The organism is Chryseobacterium sp. MEBOG06 (assembly GCF_021869765.1).
Classification (GTDB): domain Bacteria; phylum Bacteroidota; class Bacteroidia; order Flavobacteriales; family Weeksellaceae; genus Chryseobacterium.
In genome coordinates this window covers 3,907,558-3,929,688 of the sequence record NZ_CP084580.1, presented here as the reverse complement: position 1 = coordinate 3,929,688, position 22,131 = coordinate 3,907,558, and the positions used below count along the sequence as shown (strand labels likewise).

26 protein-coding genes are annotated in these 22,131 nt (G+C 36.1%); 24 read left to right on the top strand and 2 right to left on the bottom strand.

From position 1 onward, the window contains the following. Positions 1–26: 26 nt before the first annotated feature. The gene (locus tag LF887_RS17970) at positions 27–1,010 is read right to left on the bottom strand and encodes a gliding motility protein GldB (protein ID WP_236855626.1); all 984 of its coding nucleotides are present in this window, start codon (positions 1,008–1,010) and stop codon (positions 27–29) included. A gap of 52 nt (positions 1,011–1,062) precedes the next feature. Here LF887_RS17970 and LF887_RS17965 point away from each other — a divergent pair, with 52 nt between their 5' ends. The 7 genes from LF887_RS17965 to LF887_RS17935 all read left to right on the top strand — a co-directional run bounded on the left by LF887_RS17965 (position 1,063) and on the right by LF887_RS17935 (position 5,199). After that, positions 1,063–1,701 (top strand): leucine-rich repeat domain-containing protein, encoded by a 639-nt coding sequence (locus LF887_RS17965; protein ID WP_236855625.1) that lies wholly within the window; start codon positions 1,063–1,065, stop codon positions 1,699–1,701. Between the two features lie 10 nt (positions 1,702–1,711). After that, a complete protein-coding gene (locus tag LF887_RS17960) occupies positions 1,712–2,239 on the top strand; it encodes a GNAT family N-acetyltransferase (protein WP_236855624.1) in 528 nt (175 codons plus the stop codon). Then, positions 2,240–2,581, top strand: coding sequence for a GNAT family N-acetyltransferase (locus LF887_RS24335; protein WP_317207777.1), 342 nt, complete (start codon positions 2,240–2,242; stop codon positions 2,579–2,581). A gap of 204 nt (positions 2,582–2,785) precedes the next feature. Further along, entirely contained in the window at positions 2,786–3,580 is a 795-nt protein-coding gene (gene nadE / locus LF887_RS17950; protein WP_236859520.1) for an NAD(+) synthase, read from the top strand. Between the two features lie 73 nt (positions 3,581–3,653). After that, positions 3,654–4,172, top strand: a complete 519-nt coding sequence (locus LF887_RS17945; RefSeq protein ID WP_236855623.1) for a ribonuclease domain-containing protein — start codon at positions 3,654–3,656, stop codon at positions 4,170–4,172. Between the two features lie 116 nt (positions 4,173–4,288). Continuing rightward, positions 4,289–4,885 carry a matrixin family metalloprotease gene (locus LF887_RS17940; RefSeq protein WP_262912556.1) on the top strand — a complete coding sequence of 199 codons (597 nt, stop codon included), beginning with the start codon at positions 4,289–4,291 and terminating at the stop codon, positions 4,883–4,885. After that, on the top strand, positions 4,882–5,199 hold the full coding sequence (locus tag LF887_RS17935; protein ID WP_236855621.1) for a barstar family protein: 318 nt from the start codon (positions 4,882–4,884) through the stop codon (positions 5,197–5,199). The genes LF887_RS17940 and LF887_RS17935 overlap by 4 nt, the downstream gene beginning before the upstream one ends. A gap of 225 nt (positions 5,200–5,424) precedes the next feature. Here the strand turns inward: LF887_RS17935 and LF887_RS17930 are convergent, their stop codons facing one another. Next, on the bottom strand, positions 5,425–5,907 hold the full coding sequence (locus LF887_RS17930; RefSeq protein WP_236855620.1) for a cytidine deaminase: 483 nt from the start codon (positions 5,905–5,907) through the stop codon (positions 5,425–5,427). 99 nt (positions 5,908–6,006) lie between these two features. Here LF887_RS17930 and namA point away from each other — a divergent pair, with 99 nt between their 5' ends. From namA to LF887_RS17845, 17 genes are all read left to right on the top strand, one after another. Continuing rightward, complete coding sequence (namA, locus tag LF887_RS17925) at positions 6,007–7,059, top strand: NADPH dehydrogenase NamA (protein ID WP_236855619.1); 1,053 nt, start codon at positions 6,007–6,009, stop codon at positions 7,057–7,059. A 26-nt stretch (positions 7,060–7,085) separates the two neighbouring features. Beyond that, positions 7,086–7,364 carry a DUF2752 domain-containing protein gene (locus LF887_RS17920; protein ID WP_236855618.1) on the top strand — a complete coding sequence of 93 codons (279 nt, stop codon included), beginning with the start codon at positions 7,086–7,088 and terminating at the stop codon, positions 7,362–7,364. 247 nt (positions 7,365–7,611) lie between these two features. Further along, complete coding sequence (gene tssD, locus LF887_RS17915; RefSeq protein ID WP_236855617.1) at positions 7,612–8,016, top strand: type VI secretion system tube protein TssD; 405 nt, start codon at positions 7,612–7,614, stop codon at positions 8,014–8,016. Between the two features lie 146 nt (positions 8,017–8,162). Continuing rightward, complete coding sequence (locus LF887_RS17910) at positions 8,163–10,094, top strand: type VI secretion system Vgr family protein (RefSeq protein WP_236855616.1); 1,932 nt, start codon at positions 8,163–8,165, stop codon at positions 10,092–10,094. A gap of 1 nt (position 10,095) precedes the next feature. After that, complete coding sequence (locus LF887_RS17905) at positions 10,096–10,266, top strand: hypothetical protein (RefSeq protein ID WP_236855615.1); 171 nt, start codon at positions 10,096–10,098, stop codon at positions 10,264–10,266. A 64-nt stretch (positions 10,267–10,330) separates the two neighbouring features. Then, entirely contained in the window at positions 10,331–11,305 is a 975-nt protein-coding gene (locus tag LF887_RS17900) for a DUF2931 family protein (protein ID WP_236855614.1), read from the top strand. A 33-nt stretch (positions 11,306–11,338) separates the two neighbouring features. Continuing rightward, positions 11,339–12,751, top strand: coding sequence for a T6SS phospholipase effector Tle1-like catalytic domain-containing protein (locus LF887_RS17895; RefSeq protein WP_236855613.1), 1,413 nt, complete (start codon positions 11,339–11,341; stop codon positions 12,749–12,751). Positions 12,752–12,756: 5 nt separating this feature from the next. Next, positions 12,757–13,800, top strand: a complete 1,044-nt coding sequence (locus tag LF887_RS17890; RefSeq protein WP_236855612.1) for a hypothetical protein — start codon at positions 12,757–12,759, stop codon at positions 13,798–13,800. A 29-nt stretch (positions 13,801–13,829) separates the two neighbouring features. Continuing rightward, positions 13,830–14,318, top strand: coding sequence for a DUF4280 domain-containing protein (locus tag LF887_RS17885; RefSeq protein WP_236855611.1), 489 nt, complete (start codon positions 13,830–13,832; stop codon positions 14,316–14,318). Between the two features lie 11 nt (positions 14,319–14,329). Beyond that, entirely contained in the window at positions 14,330–16,990 is a 2,661-nt protein-coding gene (locus LF887_RS17880) for an OmpA family protein (protein WP_236855610.1), read from the top strand. An 8-nt stretch (positions 16,991–16,998) separates the two neighbouring features. After that, entirely contained in the window at positions 16,999–17,814 is an 816-nt protein-coding gene (locus LF887_RS17875) for a hypothetical protein (RefSeq protein ID WP_236855609.1), read from the top strand. 10 nt (positions 17,815–17,824) lie between these two features. Then, positions 17,825–18,478 carry a hypothetical protein gene (locus tag LF887_RS17870; RefSeq protein WP_236855608.1) on the top strand — a complete coding sequence of 218 codons (654 nt, stop codon included), beginning with the start codon at positions 17,825–17,827 and terminating at the stop codon, positions 18,476–18,478. Between the two features lie 69 nt (positions 18,479–18,547). Further along, on the top strand, positions 18,548–19,198 hold the full coding sequence (locus LF887_RS17865) for a hypothetical protein (protein WP_236855607.1): 651 nt from the start codon (positions 18,548–18,550) through the stop codon (positions 19,196–19,198). A 165-nt stretch (positions 19,199–19,363) separates the two neighbouring features. After that, positions 19,364–20,146 (top strand): E3 ubiquitin ligase family protein, encoded by a 783-nt coding sequence (locus LF887_RS17860; RefSeq protein WP_236855606.1) that lies wholly within the window; start codon positions 19,364–19,366, stop codon positions 20,144–20,146. Continuing rightward, positions 20,146–20,706: a LemA family protein gene (locus tag LF887_RS17855; RefSeq protein WP_236855605.1), complete on the top strand. Its 561-nt coding sequence runs from the start codon at positions 20,146–20,148 to the stop codon at positions 20,704–20,706. The genes LF887_RS17860 and LF887_RS17855 overlap by 1 nt, the downstream gene beginning before the upstream one ends. Positions 20,707–20,719: 13 nt before the next feature. After that, positions 20,720–21,067: a hypothetical protein gene (locus LF887_RS17850; RefSeq protein WP_236855604.1), complete on the top strand. Its 348-nt coding sequence runs from the start codon at positions 20,720–20,722 to the stop codon at positions 21,065–21,067. 208 nt (positions 21,068–21,275) lie between these two features. Further along, positions 21,276–22,010: a hypothetical protein gene (locus LF887_RS17845; RefSeq protein ID WP_236855603.1), complete on the top strand. Its 735-nt coding sequence runs from the start codon at positions 21,276–21,278 to the stop codon at positions 22,008–22,010. The last annotated feature ends 121 nt before the right edge of the window (positions 22,011–22,131 follow it).

The following is a 22,131-nucleotide window of genomic DNA, read 5'->3' as shown; positions in this document are numbered from 1 at the left end:
TTTTTTCTAAATTCTAAAATTTTCTATTATTTAAGTTTCGGCTTATAACCGGACTGATTAAAAATGGTTGTAGCATCCATTTTCAGGAAATCAGTAAGTTTTGTTTCAGGTTTTTCCTTAAGATAGGACTTACAGACCTGCCATCCTGTAAAAATTCCGATTTGTGGCGAAGATTCATTATCAATCTCAGTATAAAATTTTGAGAACGGACCCGGTGAGATAAAACGTTCACCCAATCTCGGATCATCTCCGAAAATAAGATTGCTTTCCACAAAATAGTTCCAGATATTGGCTTCATTACTGGTTGCCCATTCATACTGCTTCTTGGTATAGTTCATTTTCAGGTAATCCGGGACATCCGGAAGAAAAGCATCCTGAAGAATCATTACTTTTCCATTCAGAATGATCTGGTCAATAAATTTCTGATGATCTGAAGATTCTGTAACAATATTTTCAGCGAAAAGTTGTGATACCTTTGGAACAATGTTCTGAGGGTTCATGGATTTTTGAAAATACTGCTCAAGTCCTTTATAGTGCGTATTTCCATCTCCCATAAAGCCGGTAATATCAATGAACAGAAGATTTCCTTTCTGATCATAAAAGATAGGATCCTGAACCATTTGCAATGCAGATGAAAACAGGTATACTTTAGGGCTTTTGAATTGTGGGAAATAATACTTAATATGCGAAAATAAATTTTGAAGCTCCTTCTGAAGTTTTGCCTGATCTATTTTCCCAATAGCTTCCTTGTAGATTTTTACCTCTTCGGCATCTGTTCTTCTCTTTCCAAAATCGGCATCAGAAACACTTCCCTGAAACCACGGGAACTTTGCCTTAAACTGATCCAACGGAACACCGGTATTGTAGAATTCTTTGGAAATATCTGTCATCTCAATCTTTCCGGCAGTATCTTTTACCTCTACTTTCCATTGGTTTTGAGACTCTTTTTTGCAGGAATTAAGTCCGGCAGCTAAAATAGAAGAAAGCGCTATATATCTAAAAATCTTCATTATTTTTACATGGAATTTAAGTTTACAAAAATAAGGATTAAATAAACAATTCATGATGAAAATTAAAATATTTACAGCCCTCAGCTTTATTTTGGGACTTCCTTTTTTCCATGGACAAAAACTTGAATTTAAAGACAAAAATTTTGAAAAAGCAGTACTGGAAAACTTTGACGAAAACAAGAATGGAACACTCGAAATACTGGAAGCAGAGAGGGTTTTCAACTTGTTCTTGGTTCAGAAAGGGATTAGATCCATTGATGATCTGCATTTTTTTAAGAATATAAAAATGGTCATTATAGATGATAATGCTATTCCTGAAATTACACTGAATAATTTTGACAAGCTGGAATTATTTTCCTGTACAGGATGCACAATATCTTCATTCAAAGCCGAAAATCTGAAAAGCCTTACCTCATTATATCTTGATAATAACCTTTTGGAGGGGATTTCACTGAAAGGGACACCAAAAATTGAGCAATTAACATTATCTTTAAATCAATTAAAAACAATTGATGTTACTTCACTTAAAAATTTAAGAAAGCTGAACGTAGAACATAACAAGCTTCAGAAAATAGATGTTTCTGGCAGTCAAAGCTTGCAAACTTTGAATGTAACCGGAAATAAAATGAAGGAAACGGATGTAAAAAAAGGTACAAAAACCGATATTACTATTTTTGTTACCAGACAATAAAACTAATCCTATGAAAATAGAAACTAAAAGACTTATTTTGAGAAAGCTGGAAGATGCTGATTTTGAGCGTATGTTTATGATGGATTCTGATCCTGAAGTGATGAAATATATTGGAGTTCCTCCATTGACGGATAGTAATGAGTCAAAAAAAGTCATCAGGATGATTCAGAAGCAGTACGAAGAAAATGGAGTAGGAAGACTGGCTGTTGTAGAAAAAGAGACAGCAGTGGTAGTGGGATGGAGCGGATTAAAATTATTAACTAAAGAAGTTAATGGCTATCAAAATGTTTTGGAACTGGCATACCGCTTCTTACCTGAAGCCTGGGGCAAAGGATATGCCGTAGAATCAGGAATTGCCTCCCTTGATTATGGTTTTAAAGAATTGGGTGCAGATGCCATTTATGCTTATGCACATTCTGAACATGATGCTTCCAATCATATTTTAAGAAAGTTAGGATTTGAAAAAACAAGCGAATTTAAAGAACCGGATGGAATCTGCTTCTGGTATGAACTGAAGCGTGAAAAATATGCAAAGTAAATGATAACAATAAGACAGGAAGAAGAAAAAGACCACAAAGAGGTCTTTGAATTGACAGAAGGGGCATTCAGAGAGATGGAACATAGTGATCATCAGGAACAGTTTCTTGTTGAAAAGCTAAGAAAATCTGATGCTTTTATTCCGGAGCTCTCTTTGGTTGCTGAAGATGAAAACGGCAGCATTGCAGGGCATATCCTGTTTACAAAAATAAAAATTGTAAATGATAAGGAATCCTTTGAATCTCTGGCATTAGCTCCTGTTTCGGTAAAACCTGAATTTCAGAATCAGGGAATTGGTGGACTGCCTATTCGTGAAGGTCATCGTATTGCTAGGGCATTATGATATCAATCAGTCATCCTTATCGGACATGAAAAATATTATCCTAGGTTTGGTTACGAAAAAACCAGTAATTTTGGGATTTCTTTTCCGTTTGAAATTCCCGAAGAAAATGGAATGGCTATAGAGATGGTAAATGACGGATTAAAAAATAAAAAAGGGATGGTAAAATACCCTAAAGAATTTGGAATAGACTAAAAAATATAGATGATGCAGACACAAAAAGTGATAGATCATATTGTAAGCTGGTTAAAAGATTATGCTACAAAAGCCAGAGTGAACGGATATGTATTAGGGGTTTCTGGTGGGGTAGATTCCGGTGTGGTTTCTACTTTAGCAGCAATGACCGGGCTGAAAACTTTACTGATCGAAATGCCAATCCGTCAAAAAGCCGATCAGGTAGACCGCGCAAAGGAACATATGGATGATTTGAAATCAAGATTCCCGAATGTAGAAGTAATGTCTGTTGATCTTACTCCCGCTTTTGAAGAACTTTACAAAACGTTTGATGTAAAGGATGATCTGTATCCTAATGAAAAACTGGCTTTTGCCAATACCAGATCACGTCTGAGAATGCTTACCCTTTATTATTATGGACAGCTAAATGGACTTTTGGTATGTGGAACAGGAAATAAAGTGGAAGATTTCGGTATTGGATTTTATACCAAATACGGTGATGGCGGAGTAGATGTTTCTCCAATTGCTGATCTTTACAAAACAGAAGTTTATGCCCTGGCAAAAAGTTTGAACCTTATAAAAAGTATTCAGGAAGCAATCCCTACGGACGGACTTTGGGATGTGGACCGAACAGATGAACAACAGATTGGTGCTACCTATCCGGAACTGGAAAAAATTCAGAAAGAATATGGAACCAAAACTGCTGAAGATTACGAAGGAAGAGATAAAGAAGTTTTCCTGATCTTTGACAGAATGCATAAGGCTGCAAAACATAAAATGGACCCTATTCCTATCTGTGATATTCCTGAAGAATGGAGAAGTGAATAATTAATATGAATATAACAGTTTACGAATGTTTTGTACTTTCATTGCTGCATTGTAAAATTAATATAACACTATTATGAACGGTAAAATAAGATCTGTATTTTTTATATGTCTGGGGCTTCTTTTCGGGATGTCTGTGATGTATATCTATAAAAACTTTATTACAGACAAAAAAGATCAGTCAAACTCTGCAAAGTCAGAAGTTGTAAATTATAGCAGTACCTCAACAGCAGAGCAGTATGATACCGGAAACTCAGCTCCACAGAATTCTATTGAAAAACTGACAGAAGAAAAAACGGTGATCAGTTATATAAAACAGAATCACAGGTTGCCGGATTATTATATTACAAAAAATGAAGCCAGACGTCAGGGATGGAATCCTTCAAAAGGAAATCTTTGCGATGCCATTCCCGGAAAAGCTATTGGTGGAGATAAATTTGGCAACAGGGAAGGAAGACTGCCGGATGGCGGGAAATATTTTGAAGCAGATGTCAATTATCACTGCGGAGGAAGAAATGCAGACCGAATCATCTATACCAGCGATGGAGACGTGTACCTTACCAAAAACCATTATAAGAGTTTTGAAAAACAGTAAATGGTGAAAAATATAAACTGTCATTGCAACAAGCGATAGTGGCGAAGCCATGACAAATTTAGTTTGTATTTAAATTATTGTAAATTTTAATTTTGAAAAATCACAGCCTTCTTTATGTGTTGGTATTATTTCTGGTCTTCTCTTGCTCAGAAAAGAAAAATACTGTAAAAAAACATGAAAAAAAGCCGGCTGTAACTATCCTTATACAACCATTTAAAGACCTAAAACCTGAGAAGGTGATAAAGATAGCGAACGGAATAAAAAAAGTATATCCTAATGTAAAGGTTCTTGAAGTGATAGATTTTCCGGAAAATACTTATTATAAAGAAAGAAACCGTTATCGGGCAGATTCAATTATTAAGTTTTTAAGCCATAAAACTAAAGAAGGTTTTGTAACAATTGGCTTAACTTCTAAAGATATAAGTGCAGCCAGAGGTAAAATAAAAGACTTTGGAATTATGGGACTGGGATATACACCTGGAAAAGCCTGTGTGGCTTCAAACTTTAGACTGAGCAAAGAAAATTCAGATGAACAGTTCTATAAAGTAGCCATTCATGAGCTGGGACATACACAAGGGTTGAGGCATTGCCCTGAAAAAACGTGTTTTATGAGAAATGCAGAAGGTAAAAATCCAACTAATGTGGAAACGGACTTCTGCAAAAAATGCAAAACTTTTTTAATCAATAAAAATTGGAAATTTAGTTCAATATGAAGACAGTATATATAGATTTTACAGACATAGGTGATTATGAAGATTTTTACACCCAATTAAAGGAAAAAATTCAGCTTCCTGACTATTTTGGAGATAATCTTGATGCGCTTTCGGATACCATTACCGGAGAACTCGAAATGCCTCTCCACCTTGAATTCGTAAACATGACTGTAGATCAGCTGGAGATTTTTGAAGATCTGCTGACTACACTGGAAGACGCTGAAGAAGAAGTAGAAGACTTTAGTTTTACTTACTACCTTGAGCAATATGAAGACGAAGACGAGGATGAAGATGATGTAGAATCAGTAGATTAGTAAAAAAAATAAGGCTGTTTCAGTGATAGAGGCAGCCTTATTTATGTTTATTCTATAGATTTTAAAAAAATAGGTACAGAGCGTTTTATATTTTTAGATAAGAGAAATAAAAAAAATAAAACCTGCAGAAACTACAGGTTTTAAACTAATTATCATTTATAAAATCCCATAAGACTTTATATCACGGTAAAAGCTGGAGATTACAGCTTATGTACGTTTTATACCTTACAGAAACGTTGAATCAAAGTAAAAAGGCAGCAGATCTTTCACCGCGTGCACTTTTACAACTTCTTCATTCATGCTTGAAAAATAAAGATCAATGTTCTCATCCTGCTTTGTTTCATATTCTATTAAGCTCTGCCGGCAGGCTCCACAGGGAGGAATCGGTGGATTCTTCTCATGGAACTCTTTCGGACCACCCACTACGAAGATCTTCTTTACTTTCACATCAGGAAAGTTGGCTGCTATCCAAAACAAGGCAGTTCTTTCAGCACAAAGCCCCGAGGGAAAAGCGGCATTCTCCTGGTTGTTTCCGGAATAGATTTCTCCATTTTCCAATAGTACGGAGCATCCTACAAAAAACTGAGAGTAGGGAGCATAGGCATTTGCACGCGCTTCCTTGGCTCTTTCAAATAGTTTTTTTTCTATATCATTCAGTTCACCGCTATTCTTAAAATATTCGTAACTGATCTGTATGTCTTTTTTCATATATTGTAGACTAAAAAAGGGGGGTAAAAGTACTTCTTTTTAATGAAGTGGGCAATATTTATTCTTCCTAAGATGAAGTTCAATTTTTAAAAAGATAAAATGTTATATACACCAATAAAATTCAGAAACGTAGAGTTGAAAAACAGATGGGTAATGTCTCCTATGTGTATGTATTCCTGTGAAAACGGAATAGCCAATGATTTTCATTTCGTTCATTACGGAAGCAGATCGCAGGGAGGAACCGGATTACTGATGGTTGAGGCCACAGGAATAGAACCAAGAGGAAGGATTACCAATCACTGTATGGGAATCTGGAATGAGGAACAGGCTGAAAAACTGCAGCGGATTGTTGAATTTGTTCATAAGAATTCAGAAAGTAAGATAGGAATTCAGCTGGCTCATGCAGGAAGAAAAGGCTCTACATGGAATAATCTTCAAATTTCTGTTGAAGAAGGTTGGGAAACAGTTGCTCCAAGCCCTATTCCTTACCATCCGTCAGAAAGAATTCCTCATGTTCTAAATACAGACGAGATAAAAGAACTGATTCAGGAATTTAAAAAAGCAGCAAGAAGAGCTGTAAGTGCAGGTTTTGATATCATTGAACTTCATGGCGCGCATGGATATCTTATTCATCAGTTTCTATCACCACTTTCCAATATCAGAACAGATGAATATGGCGGAAGTTTTGAAAACAGAATCCGGTTTCTGCTGGAAATTGTAGATGCAGTGAATGAGGAACTTAATGAAAATACTGCCCTTTTTGTACGAATTTCAGGAACAGAATATGCTGAAAACGGATGGGGCATTGATAATAGTGTAGAGTTAGCTAAGATTCTAAAAGGACATTCCGTTGATCTGGTTGATGTATCAAGCGGAGGAAATATTCATGGAGCAAAAATTTCTGTTTTTGATGGATATCAGGTTCCTTTCTCTTCCCAAATAAGAAACGAAGCTGCTGTAAAAACGGGAGCTGTGGGGTTAATTACCAAAGTAGAGCAAGCTGAAGAAATTCTTCAGAAAGGAGATGCTGACCTTATTTTCGTAGCAAGGGAAATTTTAAGAAACCCATACATTGCCGTACAGGGCGCTTTTGAGATGAAAGAAGAGTGTTTTTTTCCACATCAGTATACCAGAGCGAAAATTTCGTCATAACTAGTGAGTAGCTTAAACCCGTAAAGATGAATATTGAAGACTTCATGCTTACCTGTCCCAGTAAAAAATTTCTGGGTGTGGAATGTCTTGGATGCGGAGCACAGAGAGCTATAGTCCTTGTTTTTGAAGGAAAGTTCTCTGAGGCATTTCATATGTATCCGGCAGTATATACCTTGCTGCTCTTTCTTTTTATTCTAGGGGTAAGTTTTATTGATAGAAAGAGGAAGTATGGAACCATTTTAATGAGCTTGGTTGCCATCAACCTTGTCATTATGATCGGTGCCTATTTTTATAAACATTATTAAATTTATTGGTCTAAAAGATAAATACCAGAGGTTTTCAGTAAATCTCTGGTATTTCCATATAGCTCTATGATGCTGTTTTTCAGGCAGGAAAATAATCAAAACTAATTTGAAAATCTCAAATTGTCGTAGAACTACTACAATTTCTGAAACTGTTGCCTAAAAACTTTTTCAATTAGAACATGAACTCTATCTTTGTTATACAATCCTTATATACGGAAGTAATCATTAAAGATTAAAATTTAAGAATATGGCAGGAAATTCAAGAGGAATCTTAAAATTCAATGGAGGTGAAGCTCAAAAGCTGTTGAAAATGAATTACAGTGTATCAAGATCTACAGACGTTTCAGGACGTGTGGCGTCAGATCCATCCAATGCGCTTATTAAAGTAACAATTGAAGCTACAGAGAAATCTGATATTCTGGAAAGTTTACTTAACAGCAAATATAAACCAACTAGCGGAGAAATTACTTTTAATAAATCTCATGAAGAAGGAACACTCATTTCTTTGAAATGGGAAAACGGATATGTAATCCAGCATGAAGTGGATTTTGATGCTCTGGACAGTAACAGTATGCTTATCAGCTTTATCATTAGTGCTGAAAGTATCACTTACGGAAATTCATCTTATGATGGACTTTGGCCTTTAAGCTAAATCTTCATAGAAAGATATAAAAAAGGCTGTCTCTATAAGACGGTCTTTTTTACCCCTTTTAGGAAATCTGGGCGTAAGTTTTTTTGTTTAATTAAAAAAATCCCGCTTGATTGAATAATCTAAAAATAAACAACTCACCACAAAATATGTCAAATAATCCTGAAACATCAAGAGCAGCGTCTTTCCGCCCCACGCAGAATGCAGATGGTGTATCTCAAAATCACCATACAGGAATCAACCGCCTGGTAAAACTTTCCCTGGTCATAGAAGGGAAGATTATCAAATACTACAAACATTTTAAGCTTAAACAAAGTACCCGGTATCATCACGAATTTACACTCACCCTGGCTCACGATACGCTTGGTGACAGACAGACCCATTCATTGGAAGATGCCAATAAATTTCTTGGGAAAAGGCTTACAGTAGTTATTTCCTATAAAGATATAGATAACAGTCCTGAAAGAACCTTTGTAGGAGTTATTACAGGAGTAGGATTCAGTCAGGAGCAGATGAGTCTTGGTAATATTGTACTTACAGGGTATAGTCCGACCATTCTTCTGGACGGGGCACCGCATATCCAGAGTTTTGGAGGTACACAGGCTGTCAATATAGGAATGATTGCAGAAGAGGTGATCAAGCAGGGAGTGGATAAAAGCCGTTTTGATATCAGGGTAGATGCCAATAATTTTTCACAGATTATTTACAGCAGCCAGTATGATGAAACCCACTACAATTATCTGGCAAGAATGGCTGAAGCTTATGGTGAGCAATTCTATTATGACGGTGAAGTATTGCATTTTGGAAAACTTCCGCCTCAGAACAAACCCATCACTCTCACCTATGGAAGTAGCGCTCATAATATTAAAGTTGAATTAAAAGCAGTTCATACCAGACCGCAGTTTTATGGGTATAACAGCAATAAAGATGAAAGGCTGACTTCAGGTTCTACCCCTATAAAACATGTGAGCGATTTGGCAAATACGGCTTATAGTCACAATGATTCTATCTATAAGACACCCGCTTTACAAGTTGCACCTATTAAAGCTACTACTCATCTTGATGTGGAATATTCACAAAAAAGTGCATCAGGAAGTGAAGCTGTAAATGTTTTTTCTATCTCAGGAAATACAACAGTTCCTTTTTTGCATCCCGGCTGTGTAGTGGATGTGCAAATGCGTAAACCTGATTCTAATGAAACTTCTTATTTTACAAAAATTATGATTACAGAAGTAGAACATGAGATTGATACAAGAGGACATTATAATGGTATTTTTGTAGGAATAGCGGCAGATACAGGATTTTTACCAAAGCCTGGATATACCATTCCAAAGGCAGAACCACAAACAGCCACAGTAATCTCCAATACTGATCCGGAAGGACAGGGGAGAGTACAGGTGAGATTCGACTGGCAAACCAATGATACAACTCATTTCATTCGAATGATGAGCCCTGACGCGGGAGGAACAGACCAGGTTACCCAAAACAGAGGATATATAGCTATTCCCGAAGTCGGAGATCAGGTGATGGTCAATTTTGTACACAGCCATCCGGATAGACCTTTCGTAATGGGAGGAATGTTTCATGGTGGAATCGCTTTAGGAGGGGGAGTTAACAATCACCTGAAATCTATACAGACCAGAAGCGGAATCAGAATTCTAATGAATGATGAAGAAGGAAGCGTAACGATTCTTGATCCAAGCGGTAATACCTACTTTATGGACGGACAGGGGAATATCAGCATGAAAGCACCTAAGAATTTTACATTAAATGCAGGAGACAATATCAATATCACTGCCGGAAAAGAAATTACGATAGGAGCAGGAGCAAGTATTACCAGTACAGCCAATGACAACATTATTTCTATAGCTGGAAAGGATATGAAACTTACCGCATCAGGAGATATTACAGAAACGTCTGATACCAGAACAGAAATGATAGAAAAAGAATTCAAGAGACAATCTGAAACGTCCAATGAAATCGCAGGTGAAATCTCTATGTTCAGTGAGCTGGAAAATATGACTATGCAGAGTGGAAAGATCGTAGAATTCAACAGTGCTGAAAAATCAAAACTTTTCTGATATGGCGATTATAAAAACAGCAGCCAATCTACGCATAACAGTCAAAGACTCTTATCATCTGAGCGTAGGAAAAAAGGTGGAGAAAATAGCAAAGAAGATCAATGTAGAAGCACATAAGGAAAATCTGATTTTAGCAAGTAACAAGAAGATTATGTCACATGGTCATAAATAAATGTAAAATACTGGCCCTTCTTATTATATGTTGTTTCTCATTAACGAATTGTCAGAATAAAAAAATGGAAGAAAAATACAGTTGGCTGGGAACCATCTCTGCACCACAGGAATACCCGATGGAAATTTATAAAGGAGCGATTGTGGCAAACGATTTCAGCTACACTTTTGATGCAATCTGGGGAACTCAGAATACAGGATGGGGTAAAGAAGGAGGAACGATGAGTGTAGAGACTGAAAAGATGGGAATACCTCATCAATTGGATTTTACATGGTATTCTTTGGTGGAAAATAAGTTTTTTACTGGAAAATGGGACCTTAACAAAGAGAAAATTAAAACCCTTTTTGAAGAAGGATTTGTAGACCAGGATACTCATAAGAAAATGACATACAATTCTTTTGTTGTAGGACTGGCTCCGCAGGGAAGAGTTGTTTTATGGATAAAAGGACCGGGGAATCAAAAAGAGGTTGGAGCTTTTCAGGCTCATGATACTCTTATTACAAGAGAAAAAGCATATGATAATGCTCAATATATGTTTAAAGAGGGATTTGCAGACAGAATGCTGAACGATCCTTCTTACAAAACATTCAAACCGGAAGTTCTGGAAAAAATCAAAAAACAAGGCTATCCTCCCTCAGATATTTATAATGTTTACAGAGAAAAATACAATTGGAAGCCAGTTGTGGTCCTTCCGGAAGGAGCAGAATGGATAGACTTTGGATTTACCAGTTATAATGGTGAACAGGAAAATATTTTTGATCAGAGTTTAAAAGATAATACTTATAAAAGCAGAGCCATTCCCAGGTTTTGTGGCTTTTACTGGAGAGATAAGAACAAGAATAAATATGCTGTATGGGTAGATTCTTTTGATGAAAAAGAAATTTTTGAATTATTTCAAAAGTTGGGTAAAGATAAACAAATTGATTTTACCATTAAAGTAAATCAGGACAATACTCAGGTGTTGCTTTCTCTGGTGGCTGAAAAACAAAGTCTTTCCATCAATAAAGCAAAAATCAGAGTATCCCGTAAGATAGAATAATATATTCCCTTCAATCCATAAAAAATAAGAACGATGCACAACAATCAGTTTGGAAGTTATACACCGTCCGTATCCAAAGAGGAAGTGTTAGACATTACAATTGGGATATTTTTTGACGGGACGTTAAATAACAAAACCAATACTATAGAACGTAGAGGGAAAACAGAGGTCCATAAAAAATATGGAGGTAAATCTTCAGACAATAACAGTTACAATAACGACTGGAGTAATGTGGCCCGTATGTGGGATAACTATGATAAAAATTTTGGAATTTATATAGAAGGTATTGGTACCGAAGATTCCAAAGGAGATGCCACCCTGGGATATGCTTTCGGAACAGGCGAAACGGGGATCAGAGGTAAAGTAAGAAAAGGTTGCGAAGAAATTGTAAAAAAAGTAAAAACCATAAAAAGTGAAAAGAAAGCCGATAAAATAGCTGTCATTACTTTTGATGTATTTGGTTTCAGCCGCGGAGCAGCCGCTGCCCGCAATTTTGTATATGAAATAGGAAAGGCAAAATATAAAGCGAAATCATATACCGTTTCGAATGATGGAATGACCGTTACTTCATACTCCGATGATGATGGTAAAAATGTTGAAGGAGCAGAACTTCCTAAATGGGGACATCTTGGGCTCAAACTGGAAGAAGCAGGAATTAAAGTAGACGTTTTAAAAATCAGATTTCTCGGGATCTATGATACCGTTTCTTCCTATTCAAAATATTTGTCACCTGTACCGAACTTTGCCAACGACGTAGAGGAGCTAAGCCTTAATGATATAGGAAAAGCTCAGACTATTATTCATTTCATTGCTGAAAACGAACACAGGGAAAATTTTGACCTTACAAGAGTGCATATCGGAACAGAGAAAACATTCCCCGGAGTGCATTGTGACGTAGGAGGAGCATATGAAAACGGGCAGGAAACCTGGGAAGAGGTTGAAACATCATGGACAACCAGCAGTAAACTGGAAGCGTTAAAAACACAGCTGGTAACAGAAGGCTGGTATGAGAAAGATCAGCTTACCATTACTCCCGGTTTCTATTTATCATTAAGAGGAACACGATACCTGCTGAAAACATTCAGCTACATTCCTTTACATTTTATGGCTGAATATGGCATAGAGAAAACTTTGCCCATTACTGACAAAAAGATGATTAATGAGACCTATTCCATCTCATCCGATGCATTGCTAATAAGAGTAAAAGACCGTCTCAGAACCTATGTAATGGGAGATAATAAACCCTATACATTTAAAGGATTCAAAGAACTGCGCGATACCTATGGAGGAGAAACGATTCCGGAAGAAAAATATACTGCCTATCAGAAAGAAGTGAAAGAACAGGATGATTTAAGAGATCTTCGCAAAAAATATCTGCACTGGTCTGCAAGAAGAGAAGGCATTGGAATGGATCCAAGGTCAGATAGAAGAAGAGTTATTCATTAAAATCTATGCAGAAATATAATAAACATAGCGTTCAGAAAGATGAAACCTTAAAAAGTATTGCAGCACTTTACAATCTGAGTACAGATGCTTTAAAGTTATTTCATAATAACCTATGCACTGTAAAAGACATGATTCTGATAGAGCTGACCGTACAAAAAGAAATATTTATTCCACGAACGGCTGTTACTGATAAAAGCAGATTGGTAGAATTCGGAAAAGGAAACAGACTCGTTTTTCAGCCTGAAAACTCAGTACGGAGGTACAGTGTTGTCATTACCATTCAAAAAGGAGAAGATAAGAGCGAACTCAAATATGAAACATCAGTACGCTGGCTGAAAACCGAAAAAGGGAATCATTTTTTTGAAATAGACCGTACATCAAACCTTTATCTTAATGAAGAGGAAGTCAATGAAATTGCAGATTTGCTGGCTTACAGGACCTCAAAGGTTTTATATCCTTTACAGATCTGCACAGATGAAAACGGGAAATTTGAAGCCGTTGAAAATGCTGAGGTATTTCTCAAAAGATGGCCCGGAATTAAAGAAGAATTGTATAAAGAATTTGATGGAGAAACTGTAGACGAATACTGCAGGAGGATTGAAAAGATGATCAGCGAGCCTGAAGCTATTGATCTGTATCTTAAAAATGATTATTTCATCAGGACTTTATTCTTTGGGATTTACCAAAGTTTTGGAAAGGACTATATAACAGAAATGACAACAATCTTTCCGGTAGTGGACAATGCTGTTGAACCCAGATACAAAATTACACTGGAGGCAGATCCGTTAAAAGGAGAAACAGGTCTGATTACAGTAGAAGGATCGGGAAAATTACATGAAGAAAGAGATATTGACGATTTTATAAGAAAATCACCTTTTTCATTGATTATAGAAGATGAGCCTGTGATGAACGAAGAGGGAAATTTCAGAATAATAGGCTATATGAAAGAAAAAACCTCATTGCCGAAATCCCTTTATCTGGAGTGCAGTATTATGCTGCAGGAAGAGAAAAAGATTTCAGTATCAGTGTCAGGAATTGATGAAAACTAAATTACCATTTCACTAAAGATAAAATTAATATGGCAGAAAAACATATTGTAGTACAGGGCGCCATGTGCAAATGCCAATTTGGGCAGATTCCGGACAAGCTGAAAGTACTTACACATCAAAAAGAATATGCCAATGATAAAAGCGCTTCTAAAAAACTCATCGTTACCACGAAAGAAATAGGAGGAGCCACATTTGAAAAAAATACATTCGGGAACTGTACCAAAATGGGAGGACCGCCTCCGCCCTGCAAGATCATGGTTACAGAATGGCAGAAGTTTTATGAGAAAGTACAGCTCAGTAATGGTGGGTATATCATTATAGAAGACAGTAAAGCAGTATGTGCCGTTGCCGGGACACCTTGTATTGAGATTATAGACCATGGACAGAGAGCAGAAGCCAGCCAGCAGAACTTTAAAAATGCCGACAAAGATATTCAACAGCAGATCAATCCGATGGTAGATTCTGAGGAAATGTATAATGAGCAGCCTTCAGGAGGAGGGCAGGATGCGGCAATCTAAATGATAAAAAAATGGCAAAAGGCGTAAAAAAAATAAAAATTGTAAGCGGACTTTATTATCCGAAAATGTCTGTCTTAGGACAAAGGGTAACCATAAAACCTGATCAGTGGGTACGGTTCGGTATTGATGAATGGCTGCCGGATACCACAGATGCAGACAAAAAGAAGCCCCTTATCTGGATGAGGCAGAATAGCAGCAGAAAGATTATCATCAATCAGATGCCTTCTGCCGGCGGCTATAAGTTTTTAATAGACAAACAGTACTGCGGAAGCTATCAGTTTTATATAGAAGCCAGTCTTTCCGGAGTAAGAGATACTAAAAATAATACAGGCTTATATGTAAAAGGCTGGTGTGATCCGAAAATTGTAAGCAGCAAATGGTCTACACAAAAGAACAGCAAAAGCATTAAAAACAATAAAAAATCTGAATATATTTCCTACGGACATATTGTTCACCTGAACCTGATGACAGAAGGTCTCAATGGAAACGCTCTTATCATTGAACTCTGGAACCAGCAGACAGCGAAAAAAGATAAACTGGTACATGTATATAATAATGTAGACGTAATAGACGGTGAAGTAAATCTGAAAATAGAAAATACCTTTGCCTGGATGGCGTATGTGGACAACATTCAGAATGTAGAGGAGTTTTATGTTAAAGTAAAAGATATTGCATCAAAACAATATATTAAAGATAATCGGGGTGATGACCTGCATGCGATCTATCTGAACGTAAAAAATAAAATAGTTACTACCAATACCAACGGAGCCCAAAACCAGACTCCGACGAAAGTATATATGCCGGATGTAAACTCCGTAAGGCAGGAACCCTGTAAATTTGAACTCATCAAGATCACTGAAAATGAAACAAAGGACGGAAAAGCCAGCAATACAACAGTTACAGTCTTTAAAAACGGAGAGGGTGTCACCCAGATAAAATCCGCAGCATTACAGGAACATATTCAGAGAACGATCTTTTATAAATTCGATTCCACAGTAATTGATAAAGACGGAGTAGCCATTCTGAATAACGTACTCAAATTCCTTCTTGAACACAAAGATTCTACAATGAATCTCAGTGGCTATGCCTGTGTGATAGGGAAAGAAAACTACAACAAAGGACTTTCTCAGAGAAGATCAGATGTTGTCAAAAAATTCTTTGCCGATGGAGGATTAGATCCCAGAAGAATAATCTCGGTAGGAAAAGGAGAAGTAGATCCTACAGATGATAAAATGGGCAGAGACCATATCAAATACAAAAATGAGAAAGACTACGAAAACAACCGTAGAGTAGACATCTCATTCGTATTCAATGCCCATGATGCACAGACTATAAATTATGAAGTAACAGCACCTAGCATATCTACAAAAAAGAATCTGATCATTGATATTACAGGCTTTCAAACCAATGAATGCTTCAGAGATAGTAAAGGAAAACATAAAAAACAAGCTCTGCTGGTAGACGTAGGACAGGCAATAGATAAAGGAGACACCGTAAAAACATTTACTACACCTTCTTTCAATTATGGAGTATACTCAAACCTGTCCAGAGTGAATGCTTTTCCAATAGAATACATCTGGCCTTCAGCTACCAATCCGAATCAGTTTCATTTGCATGTTCATAGCTGCAGATATTTTAGCAATGAAAAAACAACTACTGTACTGATAAAAGCCTATCCGGACATTAAATGGGAACTCGCTCTTGAGTTTTTGGTGAATGTATCTAATTATAAGGCAGCCAATATGCCAGCGGGAAATATCTACGCAAAACATCAGGAAAAATCCAGGCAGGCGGGGTATAACAGATGGAGAATGAATGAAACAGGTAAAGTCCCGATCTCAATAGGGGTAGGTTTATCTGCTGAATGGGACGCCGGGAGAGAAAAGAGAAGTTTCACCAATGAATTTGCAGATAAAATTGAGCTGGTAGCAAAAATGATTGCAACATCTGTGAATATTGTACAAAATGCAATTAACTATGCACAGAGTGCAGCGAAGGAAACTGCAATACCTGTAGGTTTTAATATCAGATATCCGAAATTTACAGTTGTAGGAAAATGGTACCTGGAAAGGGTGAACGAAAACAATACACTCAGCGTAATTGGTGAAGTGGGATTTGGTTTTAAACCTTTAATCGGAGCCGAAGTAATTATTGATATATTGGGAGCTGCCATTGCTGCGGCCTCGTATGGAGCTACCGGAAACCCGGCTGCTGCAAGAATTATTAATAAATTTCGGGGAGGATTAGAAAAATTAGGGGCCTCCGTAACTTTTACAGCAACATTTTATGGAGAACTGGAAATCACTGTTGATGCCTTGAAAATTGATAGTATCAACGGGATCAATATGCAGGGAAAAACAACCATAGGGGGAAAAATGGGAGCTACCATAGAACTCAGTGTCAGTGTTGAAATCGGAAAAGTAAAAGGAACAAAATCGAAACCTATTATGACATTTAAAGCTGCTGCAAAGGCAGATTCTTACTTTGGAGGTGATATTGTACTGGATTCCGATGCTAAAGGATTATTCATACAGCCCATCCTGAAATTCTCGGGAGTAGTACTGTCGGTAGAAATAGAAGGAGAAGTAGGCTGGTGGAAAAGTAATTTTAAAGTAGAAGAAAAAGCAATAAAAGAAGAAACCTTCTATTTGGAAAAAAAATATTTAACTTAAATTGATCTATGCATAATTTTAAAAAACCACTATATTCTGTATATCCGAGAATGTACTGTTCTGGAACCATATATGTAAACGATGTTCCTGTGACAGACTGGTACGGAGATGAGACAAAAGAAGGAGGCTTCGGAGGTGATACAATGATCAATCAGGCATTGCTTCAGAGCGGGAAGTATAAAGTGACCGGGAGAATGTATCCCCGTTCAGGAAAAAATATTTTGGATGAAGATGATACAATGTCTATAGATTTTTTCTGTGCAGAACTTGATAACTGGAAAGCCTCACGGTATGCTTTTCATCCGAAAATAGAATCACCATGGGATGGACTGAGTGAAAATGTAAAATATCCTCATTTTGAAATCACAAGTGAAATAGAAATTGAACTTCCTTTTGTACTGGACGGATGGCAAAATTCAGTAGACTTGAAAGACATCAAAAAAGAAGACCTTTTCAGAGATGTCCTACAATATTATAAACAGATCAGAACTGTATTGCAAAGCCATAACGCAGGGAAATATCTGGAAATGTCACAAGACAAAATGAAATTGCAGGAACAGGCTTTGTATTACACAGAAGAAAGAAAAAAAAGCTTTTTGGAGAGCGCGGGGCAATTATTTTCTCAGAACTTAGAAGTCGAAGAACTTAATGAAACTGATCTGAAACTTGAAATAATCGGATATGGAAAATTAGTAAGACTGATGAGAAAAGATGGCTCACAACCATTGCAATTCAAAAGTCCGGATATAGAAAAACAAAGCAATATAGAATTAGAAGTCAAACTTCATATGAGAACAAAAGAAAAAGGATTCAGTATTATTTAATCATTTAAAAATGACTTTTTTAGGATATTTTGTGGCAATTATTGTCATATTTTCTCTGTACAAAGGATATAAAATCTTTTTGAAATTTGCCAGTAACAGAGATCATTCGGGAAAAAAAGGAGGCCTTCTGGAGAAAGCCTTCCTTCTTTTTATCATTTCAACTATAATGATTTCCGTGAATGCAATGGCTTTCGTACTATCATATACCTTTTTCTGGGAAAAGGCATATAGAACTTTTGATGAACCACAATATGAAGCGACAGTGGTGGGATATAAAAAAGAAATAACAAAGTTTAAAAACTTTTCAAATTCTACCTATAGAGACAAAGCAATTTTTTTTCCTAAAGTAGAATATACAGATGGCAATGGTGAAAAAGTAATAAAAACCATAGATATTACCAGTGACAATCCACCATCTCTGGGACAGAAACTAAAGATAACAGATAAAGCAGGAGCAGAAAATACAAATGCTATCCAACTGGATTGGATAATGTTTGCAGCAGGTTGCATTTTTACAGGATTTGCTGCATTTTTTGCATCCCTGATTTCTACCTATACCACATCATATCCTATGAAAAAAAGAATAAACTGGTCTTTCAAGCTGGCATTATTGCTTATTTTCATTAATATTTCCTGTATAGTATTCATATATTTGAAATCATGAAAAATATTTTAAAAAACGGCTAATAACCAAAATTAACGGATTATAGTAATCATCAAAATATAAAGCATTATGAAAAAAGCAAGAGTTCTGATATTGATTTTTGTAGTATTGATCAATATCTGTTGTGGAAATAAATCATTTGACCTGTCATCAGTTTCATTAGGTGATGATGCGAAAAAGTATGATTTTGAAAACAAAGATGTATTTATGAAAGATGCAGCAAAAGCAGATATCATTCAGTATTACGCTGATGAAAACAAAGGAGTATCCTATGCAAATATACCATTAGACAATACAATGGGCACAAGAATTACCGTATACAAAGGAAAAGTGGGAGCTGTTGATACCAATGCTGCCGAAAAATACTCTCTGGAATTTGCCGAAAAAATTGTAAAAAAACATGGAAAGCCTACAGCTTCTATTACCGATAAAGCAACTGTGGATGCCCAACTTGTAAAACCCATTTTTGAAAAGCTGAAAAAACTTTCTCCGGAAAAAGTTTCATGGAATCAAAATGAAAAAAACTCTTTTACCTATCCAACTTCTTTCTTCTGGGATGATGGAAAAAATTATTCTATACTCAGTATCTCTGTTGAAGATGATGGTAAAATAAGAAATAAATACATTTCCGTGACGAAAGATGCCTATCGTAATAATGCTGTTTTTGGATTAAAATATCCGACACCTCCGGCTTCTCCCTGGTATAAATATATGAACTAAACCAATAATAAAGCAGGCCACCCAAATTTTTATGGGATGAAAAATGAACCAGTGAAGATCTGATGTTTCATATACCACAGGGAAAAGAAGAATTTAAAGTCATTTAAAAAAAAGAAATACTGGAATAGCATTCAGATATTTTTATTCAGGTTACGAACAAAATAGATGGGAGTAAAAAAGGGAAGACCGTACATCGCATATATCATTTTAGGAATAATAGCCACGTGCTTTATTTATTTTATTCTGTGGATTATTTTTAAAGATAAGATGCCGCTGCATGAATATGCTTTTGAAATAGCCAATAATTATGATGCTTATGCAAAAAAAGCCATCATTATTATACCTCTGGTGATTGTTGTACTGATCTTTATTACTCTGATGAGACCCACGGCTGCCAAACGGTTTTTACGCCTCCAGTCGTCACTTCCTACCTCGAAGATACATTCAGTGGCAAAAGGTCTGGCAGAAATTGAAGGGAAATTGATTATGAAGAATCCTTTATTCTCACCAGTAAAAAATGAAACCTGTATCGGATACTATTACACCATCGAGGATATCGATAGAGATTCTGACGGTAAAGAAAGTTATAGAACCATTCATAAGGAAACACAATGCAATATCTTTCAGGTTACAGATGATACCGGAACGATCGAAGTAGAGCCCGATGGAATAGAGCTGGTTTTGTTAGAAGAAACCAATAGCAGCAGCCACAGTGGTAAAAGATACACAGAAACCCTTTTAAAAGAGGGTCAGAAGATGCTGCTGGTTGGCTATGCAGATTCTAAAAATGGAGTTCCTTTCATCAGAAAAGACGAGTATCATAAAGTCTTCGGAATTACTTCATCATCAGGAATCACAGTTTGGAATAAATATCAGCCATTGCTGAGGTCATTTATGTTTACCTGTTCCATTATCCTTTTAATAATTATTTATATACTTACACAATAATGAATCAGACGGTTGCAATCATATTACTTATTCTGCTTGGTATAGCCATCATCAGCTTTTTCATCAACCTTTATAACAAGCTGGTTATGCTTAAATTTAATGTTGATAAAGCCTATGGCAATATTGATGTTGTGCTGAAGCAACGCGCAGATGAAATTCCCAATTTGGTTACTGTAGCCAAACATTTTATGAACTACGAAGAAAAGCTGCTTACCCGCCTTACAGAACTCAGAACTTTTTATAACAACAGTACGGATGCAGATAAAAGAACAGAATTAGCCAATGAAACTTCAAAAGCACTCTCTTCATTCTTTGCCGTTTCTGAAAACTATCCCGAGCTGAAGTCTAATAATAATTTCGTTGAACTGCAGAAAAGGATTTCTGAACTGGAAGATAAAATTGCAGACAGAAGAGAATTTTTTAACGACAGCGTAAATCTTTATAATATTGGAACGCATGAATTTCCTAACGTTATATTAGCAAAAATGTTAGGATACAAAGACAAAACGTTACTGGAAATTACAAACTCAGAGAAACATTATGACGGGGTTCAGTTTTAATAGCTTTTTCGGATTGGAAGACCAATTAGCTGATTACCCGGAGGTAGCCATATTTGGCGCCATGTTTCTCCCGATCCTGTTGTGTATTCCAATTGCGGTGATTGGGTGGGTTTTAAGAAAACTTAAACTGAATATGTATATCATTCATGCACTGTTGTATACATTGCTTTTTACATTTATAGCAGGAGCAATCACGATATTTATACTCTTTTTCATTACCGATAAAAATGGAGTGAAACTGGCATATTGCTGGCTTACCGTATTCATGGGAATGTTCTTCTTCAGCCTGATAAATGCCAATACCATTACCAAAATGTTTACCGATTGGTCTAAAATAATGAGAGAAAAACAAAATCAGTAATTCAAGGAAAAAATATTAAAAAAAAGTTGGATCGTAATCAGTATCTATTGTGGAAATAAACCATATGATCGAAAAAATAAGCTTTTTTATCACAGTTCATTTAACATAAAAGAATTTGAAACATCTTACCTTAAAAGGTATCCGGAAACTTTATATTGCCGGGAAAAGTCAGTATTAAACAATATAACCTGATTTTTAATAACCATACATGAACAAGAGTACAAAAACATTGAAATACTTCATAATCCCACTCCTCTGTATAGCGGTGATGTCATGCAGTGGGCATAAAAAGAAAGGATGTGAACACCATAGTGAAGTTCAGAACAGCATTCAGACAGAACCATTTAATCTTTCGGCTCTTCCCATGGGTGAAAACATCAATACCATCTTAAAATCCGCAGGGGCAATGGCCGCCAGTGATACGGTAAAGGCTGATGAAATGACCTTGATTGGGAATGACAGACTTGCTTTTTCATCAGAAAATTTACTGCATTTTAACGGAATAAGTTTAGACGGTAAAAACAGTAAAAACACCAATAAAGTAGTTTTCCATTACGGAAATGTAGATCCGAAAATCGGGCCTGTTGCCAACGAAAAAAATGACAAACTGGGAATGTATCAGCTCGATATTTACACAGAAAAAGAACAGAAAGCACTTTTTGAAAATTTAAACAAAACCCTTCACACTCCGGTTTTTGATACCATACATAATAATTTTGAATCAAAAATTACTGGCAATGAAATTACCGGTACTCCCAATAAATTCCGTCAGGAAGTTGCCATTTGGAAAAGTAAAAATCTTACTTATTACTACTATGAAACGGAAATGGAAAATAAATCCGATGAACTCCGTTGCAATCTGTTTGTTTTCAAAGACAAAGAGTGGAAAGAATTTTTGGAAAGCTCCGGATATCCAGACGCAGATAAAATTTTTCTAAAATGATAATGAAGAATAAGCAAAAGGTTTACAGTAAATTTTATGTCAAAAAACATATCAAAAAATCGATACTGTTATAATCATTAGGAGAATTAATAAATAACAAAAGGTTGGCCTCAAAAACAGA

Excerpts from the sequence above, each read along its gene's own strand:
- LF887_RS17970 (WP_236855626.1), bottom strand. The coding sequence starts at position 1,010 with ATGAAGATTTTTAGATATATAGCGCTTTCTTCTATTTTAGCTGCCGGA.
- LF887_RS17965 (WP_236855625.1), top strand. The coding sequence starts at position 1,063 with ATGATGAAAATTAAAATATTTACAGCCCTCAGCTTTATTTTGGGACTT.
- LF887_RS17960 (WP_236855624.1), top strand. The coding sequence starts at position 1,712 with ATGAAAATAGAAACTAAAAGACTTATTTTGAGAAAGCTGGAAGATGCT.
- LF887_RS24335 (WP_317207777.1), top strand. The coding sequence starts at position 2,240 with ATGATAACAATAAGACAGGAAGAAGAAAAAGACCACAAAGAGGTCTTT.
- nadE (WP_236859520.1), top strand. The coding sequence starts at position 2,786 with ATGCAGACACAAAAAGTGATAGATCATATTGTAAGCTGGTTAAAAGAT.
- LF887_RS17945 (WP_236855623.1), top strand. The coding sequence starts at position 3,654 with ATGAACGGTAAAATAAGATCTGTATTTTTTATATGTCTGGGGCTTCTT.
- LF887_RS17935 (WP_236855621.1), top strand. The coding sequence starts at position 4,882 with ATGAAGACAGTATATATAGATTTTACAGACATAGGTGATTATGAAGAT.
- LF887_RS17930 (WP_236855620.1), bottom strand. The coding sequence starts at position 5,907 with ATGAAAAAAGACATACAGATCAGTTACGAATATTTTAAGAATAGCGGT.
- namA (WP_236855619.1), top strand. The coding sequence starts at position 6,007 with ATGTTATATACACCAATAAAATTCAGAAACGTAGAGTTGAAAAACAGA.
- LF887_RS17920 (WP_236855618.1), top strand. The coding sequence starts at position 7,086 with ATGAATATTGAAGACTTCATGCTTACCTGTCCCAGTAAAAAATTTCTG.
- tssD (WP_236855617.1), top strand. The coding sequence starts at position 7,612 with ATGGCAGGAAATTCAAGAGGAATCTTAAAATTCAATGGAGGTGAAGCT.
- LF887_RS17910 (WP_236855616.1), top strand. The coding sequence starts at position 8,163 with ATGTCAAATAATCCTGAAACATCAAGAGCAGCGTCTTTCCGCCCCACG.
- LF887_RS17905 (WP_236855615.1), top strand. The coding sequence starts at position 10,096 with ATGGCGATTATAAAAACAGCAGCCAATCTACGCATAACAGTCAAAGAC.
- LF887_RS17900 (WP_236855614.1), top strand. The coding sequence starts at position 10,331 with ATGGAAGAAAAATACAGTTGGCTGGGAACCATCTCTGCACCACAGGAA.
- LF887_RS17895 (WP_236855613.1), top strand. The coding sequence starts at position 11,339 with ATGCACAACAATCAGTTTGGAAGTTATACACCGTCCGTATCCAAAGAG.
- LF887_RS17890 (WP_236855612.1), top strand. The coding sequence starts at position 12,757 with ATGCAGAAATATAATAAACATAGCGTTCAGAAAGATGAAACCTTAAAA.
- LF887_RS17885 (WP_236855611.1), top strand. The coding sequence starts at position 13,830 with ATGGCAGAAAAACATATTGTAGTACAGGGCGCCATGTGCAAATGCCAA.
- LF887_RS17880 (WP_236855610.1), top strand. The coding sequence starts at position 14,330 with ATGGCAAAAGGCGTAAAAAAAATAAAAATTGTAAGCGGACTTTATTAT.
- LF887_RS17875 (WP_236855609.1), top strand. The coding sequence starts at position 16,999 with ATGCATAATTTTAAAAAACCACTATATTCTGTATATCCGAGAATGTAC.
- LF887_RS17870 (WP_236855608.1), top strand. The coding sequence starts at position 17,825 with ATGACTTTTTTAGGATATTTTGTGGCAATTATTGTCATATTTTCTCTG.
- LF887_RS17865 (WP_236855607.1), top strand. The coding sequence starts at position 18,548 with ATGAAAAAAGCAAGAGTTCTGATATTGATTTTTGTAGTATTGATCAAT.
- LF887_RS17860 (WP_236855606.1), top strand. The coding sequence starts at position 19,364 with ATGGGAGTAAAAAAGGGAAGACCGTACATCGCATATATCATTTTAGGA.
- LF887_RS17855 (WP_236855605.1), top strand. The coding sequence starts at position 20,146 with ATGAATCAGACGGTTGCAATCATATTACTTATTCTGCTTGGTATAGCC.
- LF887_RS17845 (WP_236855603.1), top strand. The coding sequence starts at position 21,276 with ATGAACAAGAGTACAAAAACATTGAAATACTTCATAATCCCACTCCTC.